Annotated in this window: 27 protein-coding genes; 10 read left to right on the top strand and 17 right to left on the bottom strand. The window is 63.5% G+C overall.

All coding sequences use genetic code 11. The features are described 5' to 3' along the window. Positions 1-3 precede the first annotated feature (3 nt). Positions 4-177 carry a hypothetical protein gene (locus BMX85_RS30485; RefSeq protein WP_177196750.1) on the bottom strand — a complete coding sequence of 58 codons (174 nt, stop codon included), beginning with the start codon at positions 175-177 and terminating at the stop codon, positions 4-6. After that, positions 174-1,346 carry a PepSY-associated TM helix domain-containing protein gene (locus tag BMX85_RS13665; RefSeq protein ID WP_090318738.1) on the bottom strand — a complete coding sequence of 391 codons (1,173 nt, stop codon included), beginning with the start codon at positions 1,344-1,346 and terminating at the stop codon, positions 174-176. The genes BMX85_RS30485 and BMX85_RS13665 overlap by 4 nt, the downstream gene beginning before the upstream one ends. A gap of 130 nt (positions 1,347-1,476) precedes the next feature. Here BMX85_RS13665 and BMX85_RS13670 point away from each other — a divergent pair, with 130 nt between their 5' ends. Then, a complete protein-coding gene (locus BMX85_RS13670) occupies positions 1,477-3,666 on the top strand; it encodes a TonB-dependent receptor (protein WP_090318743.1) in 2,190 nt (729 codons plus the stop codon). A gap of 94 nt (positions 3,667-3,760) precedes the next feature. On the opposite strand, the gene BMX85_RS13675 is transcribed toward BMX85_RS13670, so the two are convergent. Next, positions 3,761-5,158, bottom strand: coding sequence for a DUF2799 domain-containing protein (locus tag BMX85_RS13675; RefSeq protein WP_090318746.1), 1,398 nt, complete (start codon positions 5,156-5,158; stop codon positions 3,761-3,763). 93 nt (positions 5,159-5,251) lie between these two features. Here BMX85_RS13675 and BMX85_RS13680 point away from each other — a divergent pair, with 93 nt between their 5' ends. After that, the gene (locus BMX85_RS13680) at positions 5,252-6,418 is read left to right on the top strand and encodes a DUF5009 domain-containing protein (RefSeq protein WP_177196751.1); all 1,167 of its coding nucleotides are present in this window, start codon (positions 5,252-5,254) and stop codon (positions 6,416-6,418) included. Positions 6,419-6,427: 9 nt separating this feature from the next. Next, positions 6,428-7,498 (top strand): acyltransferase family protein, encoded by a 1,071-nt coding sequence (locus BMX85_RS13685; protein WP_090318752.1) that lies wholly within the window; start codon positions 6,428-6,430, stop codon positions 7,496-7,498. Here the strand turns inward: BMX85_RS13685 and BMX85_RS30490 are convergent. Further along, positions 7,488-7,640: a hypothetical protein gene (locus BMX85_RS30490; RefSeq protein ID WP_177196752.1), complete on the bottom strand. Its 153-nt coding sequence runs from the start codon at positions 7,638-7,640 to the stop codon at positions 7,488-7,490. The two genes, BMX85_RS13685 and BMX85_RS30490, sit on opposite strands and share 11 nt — an antisense overlap. A 131-nt stretch (positions 7,641-7,771) precedes the next feature. Between BMX85_RS30490 and BMX85_RS13690 the strand changes: the two genes are divergently transcribed. Then, a complete protein-coding gene (locus BMX85_RS13690; protein WP_090318754.1) occupies positions 7,772-8,278 on the top strand; it encodes a hypothetical protein in 507 nt (168 codons plus the stop codon). Positions 8,279-8,339: 61 nt separating this feature from the next. Here BMX85_RS13690 and fusA read toward each other — a convergent pair whose 3' ends face one another. Further along, on the bottom strand, positions 8,340-10,451 hold the full coding sequence (gene fusA, locus BMX85_RS13695; RefSeq protein WP_090318756.1) for an elongation factor G: 2,112 nt from the start codon (positions 10,449-10,451) through the stop codon (positions 8,340-8,342). 211 nt (positions 10,452-10,662) lie between these two features. On the opposite strand from fusA, the gene BMX85_RS13700 reads away from it, so the two are divergent. Further along, positions 10,663-11,766 (top strand): phospholipase A, encoded by a 1,104-nt coding sequence (locus BMX85_RS13700; RefSeq protein WP_090318757.1) that lies wholly within the window; start codon positions 10,663-10,665, stop codon positions 11,764-11,766. A 58-nt stretch (positions 11,767-11,824) separates the two neighbouring features. Here the strand turns inward: BMX85_RS13700 and BMX85_RS13705 are convergent, their stop codons facing one another. From BMX85_RS13705 to BMX85_RS13715, 3 genes are all read right to left on the bottom strand, one after another. Further along, positions 11,825-12,025 (bottom strand): hypothetical protein, encoded by a 201-nt coding sequence (locus BMX85_RS13705; protein WP_090318760.1) that lies wholly within the window; start codon positions 12,023-12,025, stop codon positions 11,825-11,827. A 159-nt stretch (positions 12,026-12,184) separates the two neighbouring features. Further along, positions 12,185-12,433 (bottom strand): hypothetical protein, encoded by a 249-nt coding sequence (locus BMX85_RS13710; protein ID WP_090318763.1) that lies wholly within the window; start codon positions 12,431-12,433, stop codon positions 12,185-12,187. A gap of 58 nt (positions 12,434-12,491) precedes the next feature. Further along, entirely contained in the window at positions 12,492-13,415 is a 924-nt protein-coding gene (locus BMX85_RS13715; protein WP_090318767.1) for a class I SAM-dependent methyltransferase, read from the bottom strand. 184 nt (positions 13,416-13,599) lie between these two features. Between BMX85_RS13715 and BMX85_RS13720 the strand changes: the two genes are divergently transcribed. Further along, on the top strand, positions 13,600-14,430 hold the full coding sequence (locus tag BMX85_RS13720; RefSeq protein ID WP_090318770.1) for an alpha/beta fold hydrolase: 831 nt from the start codon (positions 13,600-13,602) through the stop codon (positions 14,428-14,430). A gap of 348 nt (positions 14,431-14,778) precedes the next feature. On the opposite strand, the gene BMX85_RS13725 is transcribed toward BMX85_RS13720, so the two are convergent. From BMX85_RS13725 to mltG, 6 genes are read right to left on the bottom strand one after another with little or no spacing between them, the layout of a single operon-like run. Further along, on the bottom strand, positions 14,779-15,456 hold the full coding sequence (locus tag BMX85_RS13725; RefSeq protein ID WP_090318773.1) for an ankyrin repeat domain-containing protein: 678 nt from the start codon (positions 15,454-15,456) through the stop codon (positions 14,779-14,781). 7 nt (positions 15,457-15,463) lie between these two features. Continuing rightward, the gene (locus tag BMX85_RS13730) at positions 15,464-16,243 is read right to left on the bottom strand and encodes a TatD family hydrolase (protein WP_090318776.1); all 780 of its coding nucleotides are present in this window, start codon (positions 16,241-16,243) and stop codon (positions 15,464-15,466) included. A 57-nt stretch (positions 16,244-16,300) separates the two neighbouring features. Next, positions 16,301-16,681, bottom strand: a complete 381-nt coding sequence (locus tag BMX85_RS13735; protein ID WP_090318778.1) for a PilZ domain-containing protein — start codon at positions 16,679-16,681, stop codon at positions 16,301-16,303. 10 nt (positions 16,682-16,691) lie between these two features. Next, a complete protein-coding gene (locus BMX85_RS13740; protein WP_090318781.1) occupies positions 16,692-17,729 on the bottom strand; it encodes a DNA polymerase III subunit delta' in 1,038 nt (345 codons plus the stop codon). A 27-nt stretch (positions 17,730-17,756) separates the two neighbouring features. Continuing rightward, positions 17,757-18,389, bottom strand: coding sequence for a dTMP kinase (gene tmk / locus BMX85_RS13745; RefSeq protein WP_090318784.1), 633 nt, complete (start codon positions 18,387-18,389; stop codon positions 17,757-17,759). A 7-nt stretch (positions 18,390-18,396) separates the two neighbouring features. Then, on the bottom strand, positions 18,397-19,386 hold the full coding sequence (mltG, locus tag BMX85_RS13750) for an endolytic transglycosylase MltG (protein WP_177196753.1): 990 nt from the start codon (positions 19,384-19,386) through the stop codon (positions 18,397-18,399). Between the two features lie 163 nt (positions 19,387-19,549). On the opposite strand from mltG, the gene BMX85_RS13755 reads away from it, so the two are divergent. From BMX85_RS13755 to BMX85_RS13765, 3 genes are read left to right on the top strand one after another with little or no spacing between them, the layout of a single operon-like run. Continuing rightward, positions 19,550-20,566, top strand: coding sequence for a CAF17-like 4Fe-4S cluster assembly/insertion protein YgfZ (locus BMX85_RS13755; protein WP_090318787.1), 1,017 nt, complete (start codon positions 19,550-19,552; stop codon positions 20,564-20,566). 1 nt (position 20,567) lies between these two features. After that, complete coding sequence (locus tag BMX85_RS13760; RefSeq protein WP_090318790.1) at positions 20,568-20,855, top strand: DUF4936 family protein; 288 nt, start codon at positions 20,568-20,570, stop codon at positions 20,853-20,855. Further along, positions 20,846-21,589 carry an NRDE family protein gene (locus BMX85_RS13765; RefSeq protein ID WP_090318793.1) on the top strand — a complete coding sequence of 248 codons (744 nt, stop codon included), beginning with the start codon at positions 20,846-20,848 and terminating at the stop codon, positions 21,587-21,589. The genes BMX85_RS13760 and BMX85_RS13765 overlap by 10 nt, the downstream gene beginning before the upstream one ends. A 3-nt stretch (positions 21,590-21,592) precedes the next feature. On the opposite strand, the gene BMX85_RS13770 is transcribed toward BMX85_RS13765, so the two are convergent. After that, positions 21,593-23,098 carry a DASS family sodium-coupled anion symporter gene (locus BMX85_RS13770; protein ID WP_090318796.1) on the bottom strand — a complete coding sequence of 502 codons (1,506 nt, stop codon included), beginning with the start codon at positions 23,096-23,098 and terminating at the stop codon, positions 21,593-21,595. A gap of 8 nt (positions 23,099-23,106) precedes the next feature. Beyond that, positions 23,107-23,370: an RNA-binding protein gene (locus BMX85_RS13775; RefSeq protein ID WP_090318799.1), complete on the bottom strand. Its 264-nt coding sequence runs from the start codon at positions 23,368-23,370 to the stop codon at positions 23,107-23,109. Positions 23,371-23,551: 181 nt separating this feature from the next. Between BMX85_RS13775 and BMX85_RS13780 the strand changes: the two genes are divergently transcribed. Beyond that, on the top strand, positions 23,552-23,938 hold the full coding sequence (locus BMX85_RS13780; RefSeq protein ID WP_090318802.1) for a VOC family protein: 387 nt from the start codon (positions 23,552-23,554) through the stop codon (positions 23,936-23,938). 21 nt (positions 23,939-23,959) lie between these two features. Here the strand turns inward: BMX85_RS13780 and BMX85_RS13785 are convergent, their stop codons facing one another. Continuing rightward, entirely contained in the window at positions 23,960-24,223 is a 264-nt protein-coding gene (locus BMX85_RS13785) for a hypothetical protein (protein WP_090318805.1), read from the bottom strand. Between the last annotated feature and the right edge of the window lie 2 nt (positions 24,224-24,225).

Consider the following 24,225-nt stretch of genomic DNA (forward strand, 5'->3'; position numbering starts at 1 on the left):
TCCTCAGCGGCGCAACCCGTACCAGGCGCAAGCGATGGTCGGCACGCCCAGCGCGACGGCGGAGACGTAATCCCACACGCCGTCGCCCAGCAAGGCCGAGACCAGGCCGATCGCCGTCAGTATCGCCAGCATGATCGGCGCGCCCCACATGCGGCGGAACGAACGCGCGCCGCTCATCGCGCCTCCCCTTCGGCCGCAAAGGCGGGCTCGCGCGATATTTCGACGGCGGCATCGCCCTCCTTGCGCGCCGGCGCCTTGGCCTGCACGCCCCGCTTCAGCCAGAGGTACAACCCGCTGCCCAGCACGAAGATGGTGGCGATATCGAGCATCGCCCACAGGAATTGCATCCACGCGCCGCCGTAGTCGCCAAAGTGCAGCGGCTGCGACACCAGCAGCGCCGTCAGGTACCACGGCAACGCGCGGCGGTCGGTGATCTCGCTGGTTTGCGCGTCGATCAACACCGGCTTGTACAGGCGCGACGTCAGCGCCTCGGCGCCGTGCATGAAGATGCCGTAGTGATGCGGGCTGGAGAACGCGGTGCCCGGGAAGGCGACGAAGGCCACCTGCATGCCCGGCTCGGCGGCGACGGCGTTGTCCATCGCCTTCTGCATCGAACCTAGCTTGCTCGGCAACGCCATATCCTTGTAGGGCGCGGTCATCTCGGCCATTTCGGTGGCTTGCCAGTACTTGACCAGCAGATCGGCCCAGGTGTTGATCATGCCGGTGGCGCCCACCACCAGCGCCCAAGTCAGCGTGACGATGCCCAGCATATTGTGCAGGTCCAGCCATTTGACGCGCGGACCGCGTTCGCGCCGCACCTCGCCGAATTCCAGCTTGCGCATGAACGGCGCGTAGAGCACGACGCCGGAAATGATCGCCACCACCAGCAGCAATCCCATGAAGCCGAGGAACAATTTGCCCCACAGCCCGGCGTACAGATCGACGTGCAGGTGGAACATCACGCCCAGGAAAGTGCCTTCGAAACTCGGTTCGGCCAGCACCTGCGCGGTGCGCGCATCGACGGCGACCGATTTGAAGGCTTCGTCGGTGGGATGGTCGCCCATCGTCAGATACCAGATCTCGCGCTCGTCCGCCTCCTGCGACATATACATCACCAGCTTGTTCGGGTAGCGCGCCTTGGCGGCGGCGATGACGGTGTCCAGATCGGCCTTGGGGGTGTCCGGCGCCATTTTCGGCGCCTCGATCGCGTTGCCCAGCAGGTGGTCGATTTCGTGGTGATAGATCAGCGGCAGCCCGGTCAAGCACAGCAGCAGCATGAACACGGTGCAGACCAGGCTGCTCCACTTGTGGATCCAGGCCCAACGGCGGACGGTAACGGGTGTCATTTTGTAAGTAAGTCGGCAAACCGGAAATTACAATGATAATGCAAATCAATCTCATTTAGTAGCAAAACGGCGTCGCCCGGCGTTATAATTGAGAATCGCTCTCATTTACTTACCAAAAATTAAACGAATCATGAACACGCCAAACCTGAAATTGTCCCCGTTCGCCGTCGCCGCCATCCTCATGGCCGCTGCCAGCGCCGCCGGCGCGCAAAGCCAGACGGCCGCCGCCGATACTTCCGAGGGCAAGATCCCGACCGTCGTCATCAGCGCCTCGGCGGATGCGTCGGCCGACGGCTTGACCAGGGATTACGCCGGCGGCCAGGTCGCGCGCGGCGGCCGTCTCGGGCTGCTGGGCAATGTGGACATGATGGATACGCCGTTTAACACCCTGAACTTCACGCAGGCCGTGATCCAGGACCAGCAGGCGCGCAGCGTCGCCGACGTACTGCAGAACGATCCGTCGGTGCGCGTGGCGCGCGGGTTCGGCAACTACCAGGAGCTGTACGTGATCCGTGGCTTCCCGGTCAACTCGGACGATCTGGCCTACAACGGCCTGTTCGGCCTGCTGCCACGCCAGTTCGTCGCCTCCGAACTGCTCGAACGGGTCGAAGTGCTGCGCGGGGCGAACTCCTTCATCAACGGCGCGGCGCCGGGCGGCGGTGGCGTGGGCGGCTCGATCAACCTGCTGCCCAAGCGCGCCAGCAACAACCCGCTGACGCAGTTGACGGTCGGCGTCGACAGCGGCGGCCAGGGTTACGGCGCGGTCGACATCGGCCGCCGCTTCGGCGAAAACGGCAACACCGGCATCCGCGTCAACGCGGTGCGGCGCGACGGCGACACGCCCATCGACGGCGAGAAGCGCGAATTGTCGGTGGCCTCCGTCGGTCTCGATTTCCAGGGTCGCGGCTTCCGCCTGTCGGCCGATGTCGGCTACCAGAACCATAATCTGCAAGGCGCGCGTCCGAGCGTGACCGTCAGCCAGGGCGTCGCCCTGCCCTCCGCGCCGGACTCCGACGGCAACTGGGCGCAGAAGTGGACCCACTCGAAGGAACGCGACACCTTCGGCACGCTGCGCGGCGAAATCGATGTGGCCAGGGACACGGTGGCGTGGGCGGCGATGGGCGCGCGCAGCGGCGACGAATCCAACATCATCGCCGAACCGACCGTCGGCAGCGCCGGCGGCGCGGCCAGCATGTACCGCTTCGACAACGTGCGCCACGACAGCGTGCGTACCGGCGAGATCGGCGTGCGCACCAGGCTGCGCACCGGCGCCATCGGCCATAGCCTGAGCGCGACCGCGTCGGGCTTCTGGACGGAGTCGCGCAACGCTTACGCGTTCAGTAATTTCGCCGGCTTCGCGACCAATATCTTCAATCCGGTCGATGTCGCGGCGCCGGCCGCCGACTTCTTCATCGGTGGCTCGATGAGCGATCCGAAGCTGACGTCCAAATCGATCCTTTCCAGCTACGCGCTGGCGGACACGCTGTCGATGCTGGACGATAAGGTGCTGCTGACGGTTGGCGTGCGCCGCCAGAACATCAAGTCCGACAGCTACGACTACAACTCCGGCGTCTCGCTGTCGCACTACGATCAAAGCAAAAACACGCCGATGGCCGGAATCGTCTATCGTCCGGTGAAAGCGGTGTCGCTGTACGCGAACTACACCGAGGGCTTGCAGCAGGGTGCGGTGGCTTCAGGTGATGTCGACAACATCGGCCAGGCGTTCGCGCCGTACGTGTCGAAGCAAAAGGAAATCGGCGTGAAATACGACGTCGGCACGGTCGGCGCCAGCGCGGCGGTGTTCAGCACCAAGCAGCCTTCGGCCTACGTGCAAAACAGGATCTTCGGCGTCTTCGGCGAGCAGCGCAATCGCGGCTTGGAGATGACCGTGTTCGGCGTGCCGACGCGCGGCCTGCGGGTGCTGGGCGGTTTGACGTTGCTCGACGCCGAGCAGCGCGTCACCGCCGGCGGCGTCAATCAAGGCAACGACGTGATCGGCGTGCCGAAGACCCAGGCGAACATCGGCGCCGAGTGGGATGTGCCCGGTGTGCGCGGCCTGAACCTGAATGCGCGGGCGCTGTACACGTCGTCGCAGTACGCGGATGGCGCGAATCGGCAGGAGCTGGCGTCGTGGAGCCGGTTGGACATCGGCGCGAGTTATGTCGCCACGATCGCCGATCGCAAAGTCACCTTCCGCGCGCGCATCGACAACGTCGCCGACAAGAGTTACTGGGCGTCGGCCGGCGGGTATCCGGGTTCCGGGTATCTGGTGCTTGGCTCGCCGCGTACGGCGGTGCTATCGGCGACCGTGGACTTTTAAACCCGCGGGGTCAAGTCTGACTTTCGGACACGGCCCCGGCTGTTAGAGCCGCCATTTGCCTCGGCCTGTCATTTAGGGCGCATGGCGCTGTCGCTCAATATATTTCGCGGCGCAGTCGCTGCATTTGCATGTCGTGCCGTTCGACCCAGCGGCGCGCCTCGTCGAGCTGCCATTCGAGACGGCGGATGAAGTCAATCAGCTCGCGCCTTTCCTGCTCGCGGCGACGGTCCTGCTTTTTGGACTCTTCGTTGACTTGACGGTCTTTTGCGTCCTGCGCGCCGCGTATGTCGCGTTCGAGTCGGCCCAATCGCCGATTCGCGTCGTACAAGCGGCTTTCCAGATCGTTGACGTCATTGAGTGCCTGCGCCCGTTTCATCGCCGCCACCTCGAAATCCTGGCCGCTGACGTAGGCGCGCTTCAGCTGGTTCCGCAGCTCGCCACGGCACACTTCCACCGCCATGCCGGTGTTGGCGCGTCCTCGTTCGAAGGCGTTCTCCGGCACGCAGTATTTCGCGTTCTGCTCCTCCCATGCCTTGGTGTAGACGTCGCGCGTCGACGGGATGACGAATACGCCGTCGCGCGAGGCGCTGGCCATGCGCTCCTCCAGCAGGAACGGCTTGCCGTAGCCGTCCTCCAGGCCCGCCTGGCGCCAGTGGTCGTCCAGGCGCTTTTCCCACGCCTTGCGATATTCCGACTCGAACACCTTCAGTCCCTTTTGACGAGCCTCCTTGCCGCGCGTGCCGAATTCCTTGCCGCTGACGGCGTCCTGCGCGCCGAGGTTGCGCCAGTAGTTGACGATCTCCGCGTTCCATGCGGTGCGATATACGTCCTCCTGCACTTGCACCCCGGCGTCGCGCGCGGCCGCGGCGCGGTCGCGGAAGCGGCTGTCCGGCGTGCCGTTGCGCGCATCGGTGAATCCGGCGTCCTGCCAGAATGCGCGGTTGCCGGCATGCCAGCCATTGATATAGGCCGCTTCGTCGAAGCGCAGTTGCGCGGCTGCGGCGCGCGCGCGGCTGTCTTCCTTTTTCGTCAGCGGCAGGCCTTCGGTGCCTTCGCGCTTGCCGATGTCTTCCCAATATTGGGAGTTCCCCTTCAACCAGCCCTCGTCGTAGGCGGCCTGGTTCAGCGGCGTCTTGCGCTTGCGGACTTCCTCGCCGGCCGCGCGCACCGCGTACTGCGATTGCTGCAACCCCTTGGCGCCGTCGATGGCGCCGACGGCCGACCACATCTCGCGGTTGCCCTGCTCCCAGCCGGCGGTGTAGCGCGCGCCGGCATCGGCGCCGGCGGGCTTTTTGTCGTCGCCGTGATCGTCGCAGAAGTCCTTGCGGTCGGCGAACGTCGGCGGCGCGCCGTCAAGGCCGTCGGTCCTGCCGATCTGGTTCCAGTCTCCCGTCTTGCAAGCTTCGATGCGCTGCTTCATCGAAGCGCCGCAACCTCCCAGCACCAGGGGTAAAACAATCATCAGCGACAGCAGGCGGGCGATAGAGAGCATGGGGTTCACGAAAGAGTTTTTAGCGGCCAGATTATAGATCCAAAGATTAAATAGATGATAATCTCGGAGTATCTAAATAGAAAGAATAAAATCTTGCGCGTACTCGCTATCGACGCCTTCCGTGGCATTACCATCCTGGTCATGATTTTTGTAAACACTCTGGCGGGCGTGAGCGGCATGCCGCCGTGGATGGGCCATGTGGCCGCCGGCGTCGACGGCATGACGTTTCCGGACGTCGTCTTCCCCGCCTTCCTGTTCATCGTCGGCATGTCGATACCGCTGGCGATGGCGCAGCGCCAGGCGGCGGGCGACAGCGGCTGGAAGTTATGGCGGCACGTGCTGACCCGCGCCGCCGGCATGCTGGTGTTCGGCGTCTTCATGGTCAATGCGGAAGCGGGCTACAACGAGGCGGCGATGGGCATGACCATTCACGTTTGGTCGCTGCTGTTTTACGCCTGCGCGATAATGGTGTGGGCGGTCTACCGGTTCGCTGACAAGCGGCTGGTTTTGGCGCTGCGGCTGGCCGGCGTGGCCGGACTGGTCGCGCTGGCGCTGGTTTTTCGCGGCGGACCGGATGGCGCCGAGAGGCTGGCGCCGCAATGGTGGGGCATACTTGGGTTGATCGGCTGGGCGTACCTGTACGCGGCCATCGCCTGGCGCCTGACCGGCGCGCGTCCGGTGGCGATCGCGCTGGCGATCCTCGCCTGCGTCGCCTGGTACTGCGTCTTCAACACCGATGCGGCGCAGCCTTCGGCGCTGTGGAAGCTGCTCGGCGGGCAGTCCGGCAACGCGGTCCATACCGCCATCGCGCTGTGCGGCGTGCTGGCGACGACGATCTTCTTCAACAACGGCCGCCCGCGCGCGCAGCCCTTCGCCAGGGCGCTGCTGTTCGCGGCGGTGCTGGCGGCGCTGGCGTTCGCGCTGCGTCCCTGGTTCACGATATCGAAGATCGCCGCCACGCCCAGCTGGGGGCTGTACAGCGCGGCGATCTGTGTGCTGCTGTTCGCGGCGATGTACTGGCTGGTGGACCTGAAACAGCAGCGCCGCTGGGTGGCGTTTCTCCGTCCCGCCGCCGCCAATCCGCTGCTTACCTACATCCTGCCCTTTATCATCTACGCGCTAATGGCGACGCTGAACCTGTCCTTCCCTTCCATGCTGGGCGCCGGCATGCCGGGACTGATCTGGGCAATGGTCTACGCCCTGATCGTCATGGCGCTGGTCGCTGGCCTCAACCGCCTGCACCTCAAACTGCAACTCTGAAAAATATCCATGCGCATCAACTCCATCGACGCCGTACGAGGCCTGACCGTGGCCGCCATGCTCCTGGTGAACAACGCCGGCGACTGGTCGCACATTTATCCATGGTTCGAGCACGCGCACTGGCACGGCTGCACGCCGGCGGATTTCATTTTTCCGACCTTCCTGCTGATCGTCGGCGTATCGCTGCAGCTCGCGCTCGGCCGCCAGCTGGACGCCGACGCCGGGCCGCTCGCGCGCCACGCCCTGGCCCGCACAGTGCTGCTGCGCGGCGCGCGCATCTTCCTGCTCGGCCTCGCCCTCAACCTCATCTCCACCTTGCTGATGGATGGACGCCCATTCCGCCTGCTTGGCGTACTGCAGCGTATCGGCCTCTGCTTCGCGGTGGCCGGACTGCTGGCCATCTACGTGCGTGGCGCGCGGGCGCAGTGGGCCATCGGGGTGGCGATACTGTTTGGGTACTGGGGACTGCTGGCCGCGGGCGGTTCGCTGGAGCCGAATCTGAATCTGGCCGACCGCATCGACACCGCGCTGCTCGGACCACTGTCCTATCAATACGACGCGGCGACCGGATTGGCGCACGAACCCGAGGGAATATTAAGCACCCTGCCATCGATGGCCACGGTCATCCTTGGGCTGCGCACGGGCGCCTGGCTGCGTGCCGGCCGCATTCGCCAGATCGCCATCGGCGGCGTCGTGGCGCTGGCCGCAGGCGCTGTGTGGTCGCTGCCGCTGCCGCTGAACAAACAACTGTGGACACCGTCGTTCGTGTTGTGGACCGGCGGCTTCGGCATGCTGGCCATCGCGCTCGCGTACCAGCTGGTCGACGTGCGCGGCTGGCCGGCACTGGGCCGCGCGATGGGCATCAACGCCATCGCCGCCTACGCCGGATCGTGGATCGCCATTTGCCTGCTGGCCTACAGCGGCGTGCTGGCGCCGCTCTATCGGCAGGCATTCGCCACGCCGATCACGCCGTTGCTCGGACCGGCGGCGGCATCGCTGGCTTTCGCGGCCTGCTTCACCGCCGTTTTCTGGCTGGCGGCGGTGTACGCGGAGAAGCGCGGCTGGCGCATCACGATTTGACCGTGTCCGTGACAGCATAGGCTGAAATCATCGACATCTGCTGGTGCCGCGCGCCGGGCACTCCCGGCTTGGCGGTCGACACGCAGGCACCAAGCGCCAGTGCCAGCGCCGCCGTGCAAGTAAGTAAATTGAAGCGGTTCATGATTGTCCCCTTTGTTAAGTTTGGAACAATCATTTTGCCGCAGTGAAATATTCAGTCCCTAATCCAGATCAAGGGGAACGCAATCGTTCGCTATAATCCCCCGTTCCCAACAACAGTGAAGAAAGCGTCGGATGATCAAGCATTTGCGTAGTTCCATTGCGGCTTGCGTGCTGCTGCCGCTGCTGGCGTGCCTGTCCGGAGCGGCAGCGGCCGACACCTTCGAGACCATCGAGTCGGCGCCGCTGAAGGAAGTCTGGCTCAATGGCGGGTTTTACTCGTACCACTTCGACCGCGACAAGGATTTGAACGACAGCAATCCGGGCCTGGGAGCGGAATACCGGTTCTCGACAGTGGCGTCGGCGACAGCGGGACGATTCTACAACAGCGACCGCGCGTATTCTAACTACATCGGCGTGTATTACCAGCCGTTCAAGGTCGGGCCGGTGCGGCTGGGCGCGGTGGTGGGCGGGTTCAACGGTTATCCGAAAATGCGCGATGGCGGATGGTTCCCGGCCGTGATACCGACCGCCAGTTTCGAGTATAAAAGCGTGGGAGTGAACGTCGCCTTCGTGCCGAAGTACAAAGACCGGTTGTACGGCGCGCTGTCGATCCAGCTGAAACTGAAGGTATTCGACTAAAAAATTACGCGGCGATCCGCCATGCATGACGGATCGCCGCGTTTGTTACACCGCTATTGGATCAATGCCGCGCCTTCGACGACACGGCGATCTGGTCGAGGATGTGCTTCGGCACCGCCGCGTAATGCTTGAACTCCATCGTATATGTCGCGCGCCCCTGCGTGAGCGAACGTAGCGTCGTCGAATAGCCGAACATCTCCGCCAGCGGCACCAGCGCGCGGATGATCTTGCCGCCGCCGCCCGGGATCTCGTCCATCCCCTGCACCATGCCGCGCCGCGCCGTCAGGTCGCCCATGGCGTTGCCCATGAACTCCTCCGGCGTTTCCACCTCGACCTGCATCATCGGCTCCAGCAGCACCGGGTCGGCACGTTTCATGCCATCCTTGAACGCCATCGAGCCGGCCATGCGGAAGGCGTTTTCGTTGGAGTCGACATCGTGGTACGAACCGAACGTCAACGTCACCTTGACGTCGACCACCGGATAGCCGGCCAGCACCCCGCTGCGCAAGGTTTCCTGCACGCCCTTGTCGACGGCCGGAATGTACTCGCGCGGCACCACGCCGCCCTTGATGGCGTCGACGAACTCGTAGCCCTTGCCCGGCTCCGTCGGCTCCAGGGTCAGCACCACGTGGCCGTACTGACCGCGTCCGCCGGACTGCTTGACGAACTTGCCTTCGACATCGCTGGCGGCCTTCTGGATGGTCTCGCGGTAAGCCACCTGCGGCTTGCCGACCGTCGCCTCGACGCTGAACTCGCGCCGCATGCGGTCCACCAGGATCTCCAGGTGCAGCTCGCCCATGCCGGACATGATGGTCTGGCCCGATTCCTCGTCCGTGTGCACGCGGAAGGACGGGTCCTCCTGCGCCAGCCGGTTGAGCGCGATGCCCATTTTTTCCTGGTCGGCCTTGGTCTTCGGTTCGACCGCCTGCGAGATCACCGGTTCCGGGAAAATCATCTTTTCCAGCACGATCACGTGGTCCGGCGAGCTCAGCGTATCGCCGGTGGTCACGCCCTTCAGGCCGACGGCGGCGGCGATGTCGCCCGCGTACACCTCCTTGATCTCCTTGCGCTCGTTGGCGTGCATTTGCAGGATGCGGCCCAGGCGCTCCTTCTGGCTCTTGGTCGGGTTGTAGACCGTGTCGCCGGAATTGACCACGCCCGAATACACGCGGAAGAACGTCAGCTGGCCGACGAACGGATCGGTCATGATCTTGAACGCGAGCGCCGAGAACGGGTCGGTATCGCTTGGATGCCGCTCGATCGGATTGTCGTCCTCGTCGGTGCCAGCGATCGCCGGCACGTCCAGCGGCGAAGGCAGGTACTCGACCACCGCGTCCAGCATCGCCTGCACGCCGCGATTCTTGAACGCGCTGCCGGCCAGCATCGGCACGATCTCGTTGCGGATGGTGCGCAGGCGCAGTCCGGTCTTGATTTCGTCCTCGGTCAGTACGCCGCCGTCCAGGTACTTCTCCAGCAGCTCGGGCGTGCCTTCGGCGGCGGCCTCGACCATCTTGTCGTGCCACTCCTGCGCCAGCGCCTGCAGATCGGCCGGAATTGCCTCGTAGGTGAACTTGACGCCCAGGCTCTCGTCGTCCCAGTTGATGGCGCGCATCTTCACCAGGTCGATGACGCCGTGGAAGTTGTCCTCGGCACCGAGCGGAATCTGGATCGGCACGGCCACGCCTTTCAAGCGGTTGGCCACCTGCTCGCGCACGCGGAAAAAGTCGGCGCCGACGCGGTCCATCTTGTTGACGAAGGCGATGCGCGGCACTTTATACTTGTTGGCCTGGCGCCAGACGGTTTCCGATTGCGGCTGCACGCCGCCGACGGCGTCATACACCATGACGGCGCCGTCGAGCACGCGCATCGAGCGCTCGACCTCGATCGTAAAGTCGACGTGGCCCGGCGTGTCGATGATGTTGATGCGGTGCTCGGCGAAGTTGCCGGCCATGCCCTTCCAGAAGGCGGTGGTGGCGGCCGAGGTGATGGTGATCCCGCGTTCCTGCTCCTGCTCCATCCAATCCATCGTCGCGGCGCCGTTGTGCACCTCGCCGATCTTGTGATTGACGCCGGTATAAAACAGGATGCGCTCCGTCGTCGTGGTCTTGCCAGCGTCGATGTGCGCGCTGATGCCAATGTTGCGGTAACGCTCGATGGGGGTCTTGCGGGTCATCACAAATCTCCTTGAATACGAAGTGTCTTTAAGCCTTGGTAGTCTCAAGTGCGGCGATAGTTGCCGAAATCAAGCCCTGAAATACTTTCCTAATGTGCGACATACCGAACGGCAAGTAATGTAGTCTGTGTAATAAACTGCAAGCTTACATCTCACCTGGAAAAAATGCATGGTCCTCCGATTTAAAACCACCCTCCTTCTCTCCTTAGGCATGGGGCCGGCTCTGGCTTTAGCCCAAGGCGCCAAGCCACCCGCCAACGATCTCGAGTTACGCATCGAACGCTGCGCGGTATTGGGCGACGCCAGCGCGCGCCTGGCATGCTACGACGGCCTGGCCGGCACCGGTCCGGTCGCCAAGGCGGCCGGTCCGGCCGCCATCGGCGTGCCCGACTCCGGCAAGGACGGCAAACTGGCCGTGGGTGGGGCCGTGCCGGCGAGCACCCAGCCGGCCGAACCGCCGCCGGCGCCGGCCGACGCCGCCATTCCGGCCAAGGTCGCCGAACTGACGACGATTCCACCGCAGGACAAGGTTTCGCGCATGGTGCAATGGTGGGAACTGGACCGCTCGGCCAAGCGCGGCGTGTTCAACTTCCGCCCGCACCGCGACAACTACCTGTTACTGGCCAATTACAGCACCAGTAACAACGATACGCCGTTCCAGGAATTCTCGCCCGACGGCCTGAAATCCAAGCACGTCGAACTGATGTACCAGCTCAGCTTCAAGGTGAAGATGATGGAACAGGCGTTCGGCTGGCCGGTCGATCTGTGGTTCGGCTATACGCAGGAAAGTTTCTGGCAGGCTTACAACCGCTCCGAATCGAGCCCGTTCCGCGAGACCAACTACCAGCCCGAGCTGATGCTGACCACGCCGCTGGCGCTGAACCTGGGCGGCGTCGACGTGCGGTTCCTGACCCTGGGCCTGGTGCACCAGTCGAACGGCCAGACGTCGACCCTGTCGCGCAGCTGGAACCGCGTCTACGCGCAGGTAGGCGCCGAAAAAGGCAACTTCGCCGTCAACTTCCGGCTGTGGCACAGGCTGGACAACGCGCGCTCGGACAACGACAACATCGACATCACCGATTACCTCGGCCATGGCGATTTGAACGCGAGCTATCGTTTCGATGGGCACGAATTGTCGGTCACGGCGCGGCGCAACTTCCACACCAACCACGGCGGCCTGCAAGCCGGCTGGGCGTTCCCGCTGTCGGCCAACCTGAAGGGATACGTGCAAGTGTTCAGCGGCTACGGCCAAAGTCTGATCGACTACAACTACGCGCAGAAATCCATCGGCGGCGGTTTCAAAGTCGATTTTTGATGTAGCGGGATTGTGATGCGCGATTGGCGGCCGGGTGAGCAAGGATGCACCCGGGCGCCTAGCGGCCCGGCGACCCGCGCAGGATGCGGGCCGGCAGCAGCACCACCGCGCGCAACAGTTCGAACACGCCCTCCACGCCTATCCCGATCAGCCTGAACGGCAACGTCAGCAGCCAGAACACCGGATACAGCAGCAGCGCCAGCAAGGCCAGCGGCCAGCAGAGAAACAGCAAAACCAGCCACAGCACAAAACTCAGCATGAGACGCCCCCGATCCAGTGATGCGATTGACAATGCAATCACTGTAGAAGGTGGCGGCGTTGCAGGCAATTCCCGTGCGACCAACTGCGGATAAACGCGATCAATCGCAGGAATTCGGGGATAAACGGCGCGGAAAACGGCGCGGACCGCCGCTCCGGTCTATTGGCCGAGGCAGATAATCTTGGTGACGTACTCGTGGGCGTTCGGCTTCTTCTTGCCAGCCCAGGCGATCGCCTCGTTGGCCTGCTCGATGGTCAGGATCGACGCTTTTTCCTTGGACTTGATGAAAGATACGCCCTCGAAGGCGCCTTCTTTGCTGCGCATCACTTTGGCGAACACCGGAGGTTTGGTCTCGCCGTCGGCGATCTTGTTTTGCTGGATGAGGTAGCGCTGGTCGTTCTGTTCCATATATCTCTTTCTGTAAAAGACGAAATATACGCTCCAGAACGACCTTCGTGGGGACTTTTTAAGCGTAGGCGGCGATACCCGCCGCCGGCTGCGTCACGGTCTCGTGCAGGATTTCGGCGCGCAGCGCGGCCTGCAGCGACGGGATCGAGCCGCCGGCGCGGTACTGGAAGCTGACCTGCAGCACATCACCCTGTTTGGCCTTGATCGGCGTCGCCAACGGCAAGGTCATGTAGTGATTGAGCCAGTCGATGGTGGTCGAGCGCTCGGCCACCACGGCCAGCACGTTCTTGGTTACGAACCGCATGGCGCTGATCTCGCCGGCCTTTTCGATAATGAAGCGGCCCTGCCAGGCGTAGGACAGCTCGTTGGGCTGGTTGAAGTCGATGATGCTGTAGACGGCCGGCTGCGCCGCCTCCACGGTGCCGGGATAGACCACATTGGTCTCCTGGAACTGGACGATCGGCGCGTAAAAGCCCTCGAAGTCGTACTCCTGCTGGACCGGCTGCACCGCCATGATCACCGCTTCCGGCAGGAACACCGGCAGCGGCCCGCCAAAGCGTTCCAGGTAGCGGCGCTTGAACGACTCGATCACCTCGACTTGCTTTTCACGCAACATGGCGACGTGGATCATTTCGCAGATGACGACGTCGACCGGCTCGGGCGGCAGGTATTCGAAGGCGTCCGCATGCACCACTTCCACCTTCTCGCCGTTGGGGTTGAGCGCGAGCATCTTGCGCGCTTCCTTGACCATGTCCGGATTGAACTCGACGCAATACACCTTCTCCGCCTTGGCCGCCGCGAACCAGGACAGCACGCCGGTGCCGCCGCCCAGCTCGAGCACCTTGGCGCCGGGCTTGACCGCGTAATCGATGGCCGACTTGAAACCGTGCATACGATTCTGATCCATCAGCATATTGTGATGGTAGTGGACTGGTATGAATTGCCCCAGATAGCAGCTTTCGATTTCGCGTTCGTTCAGCATGGTTTCCCTTGGTTGTGGCGCATTGTGCTTTGATGCAATACGGTGAACCTATTATCGTTAAAATTGTCCACCTATAAAGAGCGGAGCTAGGCGGGAAACCCCTGCCAGTTCTTCTGATCTGCAAGAGAGTTATCAAAAACTGTATTCAATTGTATTATAGCCATCCGCAGCACGAAAGTTGGCCATGTCGCTTCAAAAACGCAACAACATCCATTGCTTCGGTGATGGTGCTTACACGATGATGCTGGTGCACGGCTACGGCTGCGACCAGACGATGTGGCGCTTCTTGTACCCCTTCTTTGCCGAACGCTACCAGGTGATCCTGCTCGACCTCGTCGGCAGCGGCGGCTCGGACCTGTCGGCCTACGACCGCGACAAGTATGGCTCGCTGCACGGCTACGCCGCCGACATACTGGAGATCATCGATGAATTCGCGACCGGGCCGGTGATCTTCGTCGGCCACTCGGTCAGCGCCATGGTCGGCATGCTGGCCACGATCGCGGCGCCGGACAGGTTTGTCGCGCAGGTCATGGTCGGGCCGTCGCCCTCCTTCATCAACGATGACGACTACGTCGGCGGCTACAACCCGGAGGATATCGACGGCTTGCTGCAAATGATGGACGACAATTACCTGGAGTGGACCAAGGTGATGGCGCCCAGCATCATGGGGGCGCCGGCGCAACCGGCGCTGGCGAAGGAGTTGCTGGTCCGTTTCCAGGCGAACGACCGCGAAATCGCCCGCCATTTCGCCCGCGTGACGTTCACCGCCGACCACCGCGCCGACATCGAGAACTCGACCGTGCCGGCCCTGATCCTGCAATGCAGCGACGACCTGATCGCGCCGCGCGAGGTGGGGGAATATCTGCACAAGCATTTGGCCAACAGCATGCTCAAGGTGATCGCCAACATCGGGCACTGCCCGCACATAAGCGCGCCATCGGCCAGTTCGGACGTCATCACGCGCTATTTGAACCGGCTGCTCTACAATCCGTATGAAAACCGCAAGACCGGCTAGCGGGCCAGTTCATCTCGCCTTCCGAGTATGCGCCAGTCTTGCGAAGCCCCTCATTTGAGCTACGCTACCGTCTCAACGGAGACGTCGGATGTCAAATTCCAAATCCGCCGCAAAGCCAGCGCCTGCACGCCACGCCGCCAGCGTCAGCGTTGCCAAGGCGGAGCATTGGCCACCCTGGAGACCGTCCACTTTCTGAGTGGAAATGGCCTGCAGTGCCGTCCGTGATCGTGCCGGAGGAATGCAATGTGCTGATCAATCCGCGGCATAGCGACGCCGCCGCGATCATCGCCACGATTGTGAAGCGGTGGGTCTACGACCCCCGCCTTTTTCCCTGATCGGGCAATCCGGTTAGCGTTTGCCCTTGGCGGCCAAAAACGCGTCGATGGTCTTGGCGATCCATGGCTTGTCCGCCTTGGTGGCGAACTCGGATGCGGTCAGTTTGAACCCGCGATCCTTCAGCGTGGCGTCGGCGCCCTGCTTCAGCAGCAACTCGACCACCTGCTCGGCGCCTTCCCGCGCCGCCATCATCAGCGGCGTCATGCCCGACGGCGATTCGGCGTCGATGTAGGCATGCTGTTCCAGCAGGATATTGGTGATCTCGACACTGCCGGCGGCGGCCGCGTAGTGCAACGCCGTCCAACCCTTCTGATTGACGTGCGCGCCGCGCTTGATCATATCCAGCACCATCGGCTTGTTCTGGCGGAACGCCGCCATCATCAGCGCGGTGTTGCCGTTGGGCGCCTTGGCCTCCAGATCGATCCCGGGTTGATCCATCAGCACGGTGGCGACATTGACTGCTTCATGCCGCATCGCCAGGATCAAGCCGGTCTCGCCGCCGGGATCGCGCGCATTCGGATTGAGGCCGCGCGCCAGCACTTTCTTGACGCCGGCGACATAGTCGACCTGCACGGCGCGGAAGAAGGCGACCTCGTCATCTGTCTGGTCGGCGGCGAAGACCGGCGGCGTCATCGCGGCAGCGAGCGCTCCCAGCAGGAGTCGGCGGCGGCAGCTCTGTAGATTCAACATGAGCTCCTCACGCTACAACGTTGAATAATTTGAAGAAATTGGCGGAGGTTTGCTGCGCCACCTGCTCCACCGGGATGCCTTTGAGCTTGGCGATATATTCGCCGACGTGGGCGACGAAGCCCGGCTCGTTCATCTTGCCCCGATGCGGCATCGGCGCCAGATACGGCGAATCGGTCTCGATCAGGACGCGCTCGAGCGGCACTTCCAGCGCCACCGCCTGCAAGTCCTTGGCGCTCTTGAAGGTGACGATGCCCGAGAACGAGATGTAAAAACCCATGTCGATGGCCGCGCGCGCCACTTCCAGCGATTCCGTAAAGCAGTGCATGACGCCGGCGACACCGCCGGCCTCGGTGCCGGCGCCCTCTTCGCGCATGATGCGGATGGTGTCCTCGCTGGCGGCGCGGGTGTGAATAATCAAGGGCTTACGCGTGATTCTTGAAGCTTTGATGTGAGTGCGAAACCGCTCGCGCTGCCACTCCAGGTCGCCCTGCAGGCGGAAATAATCCAGCCCGGTCTCGCCGATGGCGATGATTTTCGGGTGGTCCGACAGTTCGACCAGCTGTTCCACGCTCGGTTCCGGCGTGTCTTCATAATCCGGATGCACGCCGACCGACGCGTAGATGTGTGGGTATTCCTTGGCCAGCGCCAGCACTTGTGGGAAATCCGGCAAGTCGACCGACACGCACAACGCGTGGGTCACCTTGTTGTCGGCCATCTTGGCCAGGATCTCGGGCATGCGAGCAGCCAGCTCGGGGAAATTAATATGGCAATGGGAGTCGATAAACATGGCGATATTGTACCCCGGACCGGGCACGCCGACCGGCGCGACCGTTCGCCGGACCGGCTACAGGGTGTGGGTGGCGCGCGACGACCTCAGCGCGGCGCCGAGGATTTCCTCGATCCGCAGCCGCGCGCGCTGGCCGCTTTCGTCGTCGGGAAAATGCACGCCGATGCCCTGCGCCTTGTTGTTGTGCGCGCCGGGCGGCGTGATCCAGGCCACCTTGCCGGCGATCGGATACTTGTTGGTGTCGTCCATCAGCGCCAGGATGAGATAGATCTCGTCACCGAGCTTGTACGGCTTTTGCGTCGGCACGAACATGCCGCCGTTTTTGAGGAAAGGCATGTAGGCGGCATACAGCGCCGCCTTTTCCTTGATTGCCAGCGACAACACCGTCGGCCGCGCGATGGGCGCGGGGTTCGGGTCGACGGGACTGGCAGCGGACATGGATTACCTTTCAGGCAACACAGGAGGTATAGTCAAGCAACATATCCTCCAAAAACAGCTTGGGCGACAGCGGATGGTCGGACGTCGCGCGGCGCTCGTTGGCGCCTTTGATCGCCGCCAACAGCTTGCTCACGTGGACCTTATCCGCCAGCCCGGCCAGCTCTTTCTGGTAGCGCGGATAGTAACGAATGTTACCTGCCAGTTTGTAGGAAAACAAATCATAAAGCCAGCGTTGCAGCCAAGATACTTGCGCGCTCAGCGGCACTTTTTGAAGTTTATCAGCAACCTTCAATGCGCCCTCGACGCTGGGCCGCGCCAGCAGTTGCAGCAGCACCTCCAGGTCGTCGCGATTGCCCGTCTCGGCCTGCGCCATCGCCGCCAGCGGCGCGCCACCCTGCTCGCGCAGCCAGCTGTCGGCGTCGGCCACGCCCTGCGCCTTGAGCCAGGCCAGCGCCTCGGCGTGGCTCGGCATCGGCAGCGCGAACTTGCGGCAGCGCGACAGGATCGTCGGCAGCAGGCGGTCGAGGCTGTTGGAGGCCAGCAGGAACACCGTGCCCGGCGGCGGCTCCTCGAGCGTCTTGAGCAACGCGTTCGAGGCCGGCATGTTCAGCGCCTCGGCCGGATACAGCACCACCACCCGCAGCCCCTGGCGATGGGTCGAGATATTCATGAAATCGGCCAGGTTGCGGATCTGTTCGATCTTGATTTCCTTGGACGGCGCCTTGGCCGACTTGGCCGACTTCTTGGTCTCCGCCTCGCCTTCCTCGCCGCCCTCGGCGGACGGTTCGTCTTCCAACGCCTCCGGGCGCACGCGACGGTAGTCGGGATGGTTCTGCTGCGAGAACCATCCGCACGACGCGCACTGGCCGCAGGCGTGGCCGTCGGGGAGCACCGCCTCGCACAGCAAGCCCTGGGCGAAACTTTCGATGAAGTCGGACTTGCCGATACCGGCGGCGCCGTGGAACAGGATGGCGTGCGGCATCCGCTGGCGCAGCTGCTGCAGCTGGGTCCACGACGATTCTTGCCAAGGGTAGATGGTATTACTCATTATTATTCAATTACTTAGGCGCTGCGTTTAAAGTAGATCATCAAGTATTTCGCCGATCTGCAACTGGATGGCGTCGATCGATTGCGTCGAATCGATCACGCGGAAACGCTCGGGGAACTGGGTCGCGCGGCGCAGATACTCGTTGCGGGTGGCGGCGAAGAAATCGGCCTTTTCCTGCTCGAACTTGTCGAGCGAGCGGGTGGCGTCGAGCCGCGCGCGCGCCACTTCCAGCGGCACGTCAAACAGCAGCGTCAAATCGGGTTGCAGATGCGGATGCACCCACTGCTCCAGCGCCTCCAGCTTGGCCAGGTCCATGCCACGCCCGCCGCCCTGGTAGGCGAAGCTGGCGTCGGTGAAGCGGTCCGAGATGACCCAGGCGCCGTCGGCCAGCGCCGGCGCGATCACCTGCGCGATATGCTCGCGGCGGCTGGCGAACATCAGCAGCGCCTCGGTTTCCAGGTGCATTTTTTCATGCAACACCAGTTCGCGCAGCGTTTCGCCCAGCGGCGTGCCGCCCGGCTCGCGCGAGCTGACCAGCGCGATGCCGCGCGACTTGATGTATTCGCTGACGAACGCGATATGGGTCGACTTGCCGGCCCCGTCTATGCCCTCGAAGGTGATGAATTTGCCGCTGTGCTGCGTGGCGCTGTGTTGAGTCATGTGGTTCTTAACGTTGGTACTGATTCACTGCCCGGTTGTGGTCGGTCAGGTTATCGGAAAATTTGCTGGTGCCGTTGCCGCGCGCGACGAAATACAGCGCCTGCGACTTGGCCGGCGCCAGCGCGGCGGCCAGCGATTGCACGCCAGGCAAGGCGATCGGCGTCGGCGGCAGGCCGTTGCGCGTGTACGTATTGTAAGGGGTGTCCGTCTCCAGGTCCTTTTTACGGATGTTGCCCTCGTATTTGCTGCCCATGCCGTAGATCACGGTCGGATCGGTCTGCAGCATCATGCCGATCTTCAAGCGGTTGACGAACACGGCGGCGATCATGTTGCGCTCGGACTTTTGCCCGGTTTCCTTTTCGACGATGGAGGCCATCGTCAGCGCCTCGTACGGATTCTTGTACGGCAACGCCGGATCGCGCTTTTCCCAGGCCGACGCCAGGCGGTTGAGCATCATCGTGTGGGCCTGGCGGTAGATCTGCAAGTCGCTGGCGCCCTTGGCGAACAGATAGGTATCCGGGAAGAACAGTCCCTCCGGCTGCTTGTATTCGGAGGCGATGGCGTTCATCACTTCCTCGTCGCTGAGCGACGTGGTGTCGTGCTTGAGGCCGCGGTGGGCGGCGATAGCCGCGCGCATCTGGCGGAAGGTCCAGCCTTCGATGATGGTCAGCTGCTCCTGGGCGAACTCGCCGCGCACCAGCTGGTCGATCAGCTTGAGCGGCGTGGTGCCCGGCTTGAGCTCGTAGGAACCGGCCTTCAGGCGGCCGCTTTTATTGGTGACGCGGGCCAGCAGGTTGAACAGCAACGGCCCCATCGGGATGCCGGCGTCGGAGATCTGCTCGCCGGCCGCGTGGGCGCCGCTGCCCGGAATGATGGTGAACGGTATCGGTTCGACATCGCCGACGATGATCGGCGCCTGCGACCAGTACATGAAGTAACCGCCGCCGGCGATCGCCAGGAGAACGCAGAGTGTAATTATTTTTTTGATAAATGCCATTGTTCGAGCCGGATTGTAGGATCAACTGAAATCGGGTACAGCTTGCCACTTCTCGGATCAGACCGCCAGCACCGCGTTTTGCGCGGTGTCCGACGCGATCTCCGGGACATCACTATAATGAGCCCGTAATGATAATGCTTTAATCGTCAAACTATTGGAAATTATGTCTTCTTGGAATGAACTTTTAGCACAGCCGGCCGCCCCGCTGACACCCACCGCGCTGGCGGTCGGGTTTGTCGCGCCCATCACGGACCAGGGCTTGATCGCGCTGGACGGGGAGGAAGCGGCCAGTTTCCTGCACAACCAGCTCACCAACGATGTCGAGCACCTCGGCCTGGCCGACGTGCGCCTGGCCGGCTACTGTTCGCCGAAGGGCCGGCTGCTGGCGTCGTTCCTGATGTGGCGCAACGAGACGACTATCTTCCTGCAATTATCGCGCGACATCCAGGTCGCCGTGCAAAAGCGGCTGTCGATGTTCGTGCTGCGCGCCAAAGCCAAGCTCGGCGACGCCACCGAGGCGCCCGCCAGCCAGGTCGTCCTCGGCCTGGGCGGCGGGCTGGCCGAAGCGGTGCTGCAAACGTGGTTCGACACGCTGCCCGCCAAACCGTTCGCCAAAATCGATCATCCGCTGGGCACGCTGCTGCGCGTGGCCGACGCCTTCGGCGCCGCCCGCTACCAGTGGCTGCTGTCGGCCGAGGTCGCGCAAACGGTCGCGGCCGAACTGGCCGACCGCCTGACCGTCGGCGGCAACCAAGCCTGGCACCTGTCCGAAATCCACGCTGGCATCCCGCAAATCGCCAAAGCCACGCAGGAGCAATTCGTCCCGCAGATGGTCAACCTGGAGCTGCTGGGCGGCGTCAACTTTAAAAAGGGTTGCTACCCGGGCCAGGAAATCGTCGCGCGCAGCCAGTACCTCGGCAAGCTCAAGCGGCGCACCACCCTGGTCAGCATCCCCGACCCGGCGGCCGCCGCCGGCGCCGAAGTATTCGCCACGGCCGACCCCGAGCAGCCATGCGGCATGATCGTCAACGCCGCCGCCAACGGCAACGGCGGCGTCGACGCGCTGGTCGAAATGAAGCTGGCGGCGATCGAAGCGGCGTCGGTACGCCTCGGTTCGGCGCAAGGTCCGGCCCTGACCTTCCTCGACATGCCGTACGTGCTGGACCCGCTCGACCTCTAGCATGGATCTCTATATTTATTACCGGGTCAAGGACGCCGATACGGCCTCCTTGCAGGCGGCGGTCGTCTCGATGCAGTCCGAACTGACGCGTCTGCACGGCGTCGCCTGCCAGCTCAAGCGCCGTCCCGACGCCGAAGACGGCCTGCAGACGTGGATGGAAGTCTACGCCGCCACGCCGGCCGGCTTCGCCGCCGCGCTGGACGCCGCCGCCGGCCAGGCCGGTCTGTCCGCATGGACCAGCGGCGCGCGCCACACCGAAGTTTTTACGGATTTAGTCCCATGTGTTTGATTGTCTTTGCCTGGCGGGTCATCCCGGGCGTGCCGCTGGTGGCCGCCGCCAACCGCGACGAGTTTTACCAGCGCGCCACCGCGCCGGCCGCGCCGTGGCCGGAACATCCGCAGATTTTCGCCGGCCGCGACCTGCAGGCCGGCGGCAGCTGGATGGGCATCACGCAGCCGTCCGAATGCGGCGGCGCGGCGCGCTTCGCGGCGATCACCAACATCCGCGCGCCGTCCGAGCACCGCGAAGACGCGCCGTCGCGCGGACGGCTGGTGGCCGACTTCCTGGCCTGTTGCATGACGCCGCAGGAATATGTCGATGCGATCCGCGCGGAAGCCGGCGCCTACAACGGCTTCAACCTGGTGCTGGGCGACCGCGACACGCTGATCTGGTTCTCCAACCGTGGCGACGACGACCCGCGCAACGGCAAGCCGCTCGAACCCGGCGTCTACGGACTGTCGAACGCGCTGCTCGACGCGCCGTGGCCGAAGGTGGTCAAGACCAAGGCCCAGTTCGCCAGCTTGCTATGCCTGGGCGCGCCGGACGAGGCGTTCTTCGAAATGCTGGCCGACACCGCGCCGGCGCCGGACCAGCGCCTGCCGGAAACCGGCGTGCCGCTGGACCTGGAACGCATGCTGTCGGCGGTGCGCATCGAGAGCCCGAGCTACGGCACGCGCACCTCGACGGTCGTCAAGCTGTACGCCGATGCCCATGCCACCTTGCACGAAATGCTGATTCAATAACCGTCACCAGAAACCCAGCATTTTCCACCAGGCGCCGCCGATCACGGCAAAGATCGCCAGCTCCAGCACGCACATGACGAAGCCGACCCGCCACCAGTTGCCCATCGTGACATAGCCGCTGCCGAAGATGATCGGCGAGGTGCCGGTGGCGTAATGGGTCAAGGTCATCATGATGGCCGAGCCGGCCGTCATCATCAGCAGGAACGGCACCAGATAGCCGGCCGGCAGCAACTGCGCGCCGACCGACATGAACGCGAACAGCATGGCGCTGATGTGGGCCGTGGTGCTGGCGAACAGGTAGTGCGAAAACACGAACGCCAGCAACAGCACGCCGGCGGTCGGGAACCAGCCCATGCCGCTGGCGACGATGGCATCCTTCATCGCCAGCGCGGCCCAGCCGATGACGCCGAGCTTGTTCAACTGCTCGGCCAGCATGACCAGGGCGCCGAACCAGATCAGCGTGTCCCACGCGCTTTTTTCCGACAACACGTCGTCCCAGTCCAGCGTGCCGGTGATGATCAGCACGAACAGGCCGACGAAGGCGACCACGGTCGGGTCGAGCGTCCACGCCGGGCCGAAGATCATCGCCGGCAGGTTGGCCCACAGCGCCAACAGCAGGCCGAACGTGCCCAGCATGACCTTTTCCTTCGGCGACAGCGGCCCCATCCGTTCGAGCTCGCCACGGGCGTAGCGCACCGCGTCCGGCGTCGCCTTCAGCTGCGGCGGCGACAACAGGTAGATCACCAGCGGCATTACCAGCAGGCATACCAGTCCCGGCAGCAGCATGCACAGCGCCCACGTGGTCCAGCCCAGGTGGAAACCCTGGTTGCTGGCCTTGGCGACGAAGTCGACCACCAGCGGGTTGGGCGCGGTGGCCGTCAGGAACATGGCCGACGTGATCGGGTTGGCGTGGTAGTTGACCAGCGCCAGATACGTGCCGACCTTGCCTTCGGTGCCATGCGCCGGGTCCGAATCGAAGGCGTTGGCGATCGATTTCATGATCGGGTGGACGATGCCGCCGCCGCGCGCGGTGTTACTCGGTGTGAACGGCGCCAGCACCAGCTCGCACACCGTCAGGCCGTAGCCGATGCCGATCGTGCGCTTGCCCAGCAAGGCGATGAATACCAGGCCGATACGGCTGCCCAGTCCGGTCTTCTTCAAGCCGCGCGAGATCAGGATCGCCACCACGATCAGCCAGATCAACGGGCTGGAAAAACTGCTCAGCGCATCCGCCATCGCCCCTTTGGACGTGTGCGACGTCACCTGCGACAGCGCGACGATGACGATCGCCATCATCGCCATCACGCCGATCGGCATTACCTTGAGGATGATGGCGACGATGGTGGTGAGGAAGATCGCCACCAGCGTCCAGGCTTCGGGGTCCAGCCCCGCCGGACAAGGCGACAACAACAGCAGCAGCAGGACGGCGGTGGCGATGATCGCGGGGACCACGCGGAATGGCACAGCGCCATTAAAATAGCGCAACATGGCCGTGATTCTGGTAAACATGATTACTTTCAAGGTAAGAGAAACTGGCGGGCGGTCTGGTGCAGGGGAATATAGAAGTGCAGGCGCTTGCCCCGGCGGAAAACGCCGCGCAGCCGCTGACACGCGCTCCACACGCGCTCGTGCGCGTCGGCCACCTCGAGCAACGCCCATGGGCTGTCGCGCTCACCCTCGCGTATCATCGTGATCCGCTGGACTTCAAAAAACGGGGATAGCCAATCGGCGAGGGTCGCTTCGCTATCGTCCCCGCTCAGCCCCCTCAAAATTACTTGCATCGCGCCTCCATGGAATGCCACGCCGCAGCGGTACGCTGCATTGCAACAATTCAATAGTACAGCGATGAAATATGTTCGCGATATAGATCTAGATCAAAGAATTGCGTAATAATTGGCTTGCAATTCGTATATCCTATCGTTGACCGGAAACGGGTCGCGACATTACAGAATCGGAGGCGCTATGAGACGTGTTACTGGCATCGGCGGTATCTTCTTCCACGCAAAGGACCCGGTCGCGCTGCGCGAATGGTACCGGCTTCACCTGGGCATCGACGTGCAGGCCTGGGGCGGCACGGCGTTCGACTGGGCCGACGGCGCCGGCCATCCGGTCAAGGGCTCCACCATCTGGTCGATCGGCGCTGCCGACAGCAACCACTTCGCGCCCAGCGCGGCGCCGTTCATGATCAACTACCGGGTCGACGACCTGACCGCGCTGCTGCAGGCGCTGCGGGACGAGGGTTGCCACGTGCTGGAGAAAACTGACGACTCGGAATACGGCAAGTTTGGCTGGGTCGTCGATCCCGAGGGTAACAAGGTCGAACTGTGGCAGCCGCCGGCGGGACAATGACGGCCGCGCCGTATCGTAGCCTCACTTGATATTCGGCGCCAGCCGCTGCACCAGCGACAGCCGCGCGACCTTTTCGTGCCGCGCCAGCTCGCCTAGCGCGTCGGCCGGCAGGCACGCGAACAGCACCCGGCGCCGGGTATCGGCGTCCGCCATGCCCATTTGTTGAAACGCGCGCACCTCGTCCGCCGTCAGCTGCGAACACAGCCGCACGGAGACGTCGACATTGCCCCCTTGCGGCCGCGCCAGGGCCAGGCTGAGCGCGGCGTCGAACTTGCTACCACTCATGA

The organism is Duganella sp. CF517 (genome assembly GCF_900110275.1).
Classification (GTDB): domain Bacteria; phylum Pseudomonadota; class Gammaproteobacteria; order Burkholderiales; family Burkholderiaceae_D; genus Rugamonas.